This is a genomic window from Salinicola endophyticus (genome assembly GCF_003206575.1).
Lineage (GTDB): Bacteria > Pseudomonadota > Gammaproteobacteria > Pseudomonadales > Halomonadaceae > Salinicola > Salinicola endophyticus.
The window spans coordinates 1-2,125 of record NZ_PZJO01000019.1; the positions used below are offsets into that span (position 1 = coordinate 1).

Sequence of the window (2,125 nt, forward strand, 5' to 3'; positions counted from 1 at the left end):
GGCCTGCTCCTGGGTACGTTGGCTCAGATTCTCGTTGCTCGCCACCAGCTCTCCGGAGATCGACTCCACGGTGCGCGCATTGTTGGCTACCTCGGCGATCACCCCGGTGAGCTTGTCACGCATGGCGGCCATGGCATCCAGCATGCGCCCGAATTCATCGCGATAGCGGGTGCTCAAGCGCACGCCCAGGTTGCCTTCGGCGAGGGCGGTGGAGAAGTCGGTGGCCTCCTTGAGCGGGCGCAGGATACCGCGGGCCAGCCACCAGCCGATGGCGATCGCGATCAGCAGTGCCACCAGAATGACGCCGATGATGAGCGTGCGGCTGCTCTGGTAATTCTTCACGCTCTGCTGATAGGCCGCTTGCGTCTCTGCTTGCTCTGAGCTGTAGAGGGCGGTGATCGAGTCGTAGACATGGGTGTAGCTCTGACGTATCGCGCTCTCCTCGGCCTGACCGCTATCCAGCAAGCTGCGCTGGACTTCCAGCGCCTTTATGAAGTTCGTCGCCACTGTGCGTTGTTCATCACTGCTGATCAGGGCGGGGTAGTACCTACCCCAGGCGGCATCGGCAAGCTTGCGATTGGCGTCTATCTTTTGGCGTTGCTCTGCGGAGAGCTCCCCGTTGCCGGACAGCGCAAAGATCGTGCGATTGTCGCTGATAGAGGATCTGACAATGGTGAGATCGATCATCGACTGAACGTTATTCTCGACGATCGCGTGCATCGCCGCCTGGGTCTGGCGATTGCTCAAGACCCCCTGCAAGCCGATCGCGACCAGTAGCAGGATGATCAGCCCCAATCCCAGACACAGACGGGCCTTGACGCTATGTAGCGCTCTTCTCATGTTCGTTCCCCTCATGTTGATCGCCTGCTAGGCAGGCTTCGCGTGGCAGTGAGTTGCCGCGTATGAGGCTTATCGACCATGTTAAATTAAGATTAACCTAAAGTTTAAGTGGGGCGGTTCGTCTCGATTGAAGAAGCTTTTTAGTTATTATTTGTTTGGTGTTGTCTAAATTAGACTTTAATTTAAAATTTCATTATCAAGAAGACAGCATATCCGGGATACGCTGAATGCAGGAGAATCCGCTTGCTGACGTTGCCACAGAGGTGCGTGAAGAAAAGCAAGAGCAGGGAGTGATGCAAGGGAGGGGACGAGTGGAGGGGAGAAGAGAGGCCCACGTCTCGCCCGATTGTCGGGCGAGACGCTGGTGAGAGGGGCGGCGTTAGAAGCTGCTCCACGCCTCTACATCCTGAGCAGTGTGACGCGGCTGCGGCTGTGGTTGACGAGGCTTGACCGTCGGCGAGAGGAGGGCGGCCCGGTGATCGTGCGGCGACGCGCCACTGTCGTCGTAACCGCGGAAGAAGCTGACCTCCTGGGCCAGCAGCTCGGCCTGATCCTTCAGGCTGGTGGTCACGGTGGTCGATTCCTCGACCAGGGTCGCGTTCTGCTGGGTGACGCTATCCATCTCACCCACCGCCAGGTTGATCTGCTGGATGCCGGTGGACTGCTCGCGGCTGGCGACGGCGATCTCGGAGACCAGATCGGTGACCTTCGCGACACTGGTGACGATCTGCGTCAGGGTCTCGCCGGAACGGTTGACCAGTTCGGAGCCACGCGCCACGCGCTGGGCACTTTCGGAGACCAACTGCTTGATCTCGCCGGCGGCGTCGGCACTGCGGCTGGCCAGCTGGCGCACCTCCTGGGCGACCACGGCGAAGCCGCGGCCCTGTTCACCGGCACGCGCGGCCTCCACCGAGGCGTTGAGTGCGAGCAGGTTGGTCTGGAAGGCGATCTCATCGATCATGCCGATGATATTGGAGATCTGCTGGCTGGAGGTGTCGATCTCGCGCATCGCGCCGATCGCCTCCTCGACCACGTTGCCGCCCTGCTTGGCCTGGGTGCTCACGTCGCTGGCGAGGGTGTCGGCCTGGCCGGCGTTGTCGNNGCGGTCTCCTGCAGACTGGCGGCCTGCTCCTGGGTGCGCTGGCTCAGATTCTCGTTGCTCGCCACCAACTCCCCGGAGATCGACTCCACGGTGCGCGCATTGTTGGCTACCTCGGCGATCACCCCGGTGAGCTTGTCACGCATGGCGGCCATGGCATCCAGCATACGTCCGAATTCATCGCGA

2 protein-coding genes are annotated in these 2,125 nt (G+C 61.0%); both read right to left on the minus strand.

The window, feature by feature from the left end; genetic code table 11:
- On the minus strand, nucleotides 1–840 hold an 840-nt coding region (locus DOM66_RS19355; protein WP_188115222.1), incomplete at its 3' end, for an MCP four helix bundle domain-containing protein.
- 379 nt (nucleotides 841–1,219) lie between these two features.
- Nucleotides 1,220–1,903, minus strand: a complete 684-nt coding sequence (locus tag DOM66_RS19360) for a methyl-accepting chemotaxis protein (RefSeq protein WP_245392495.1) — start codon at nucleotides 1,901–1,903, stop codon at nucleotides 1,220–1,222.
- Between the last annotated feature and the right edge of the window lie 222 nt (nucleotides 1,904–2,125).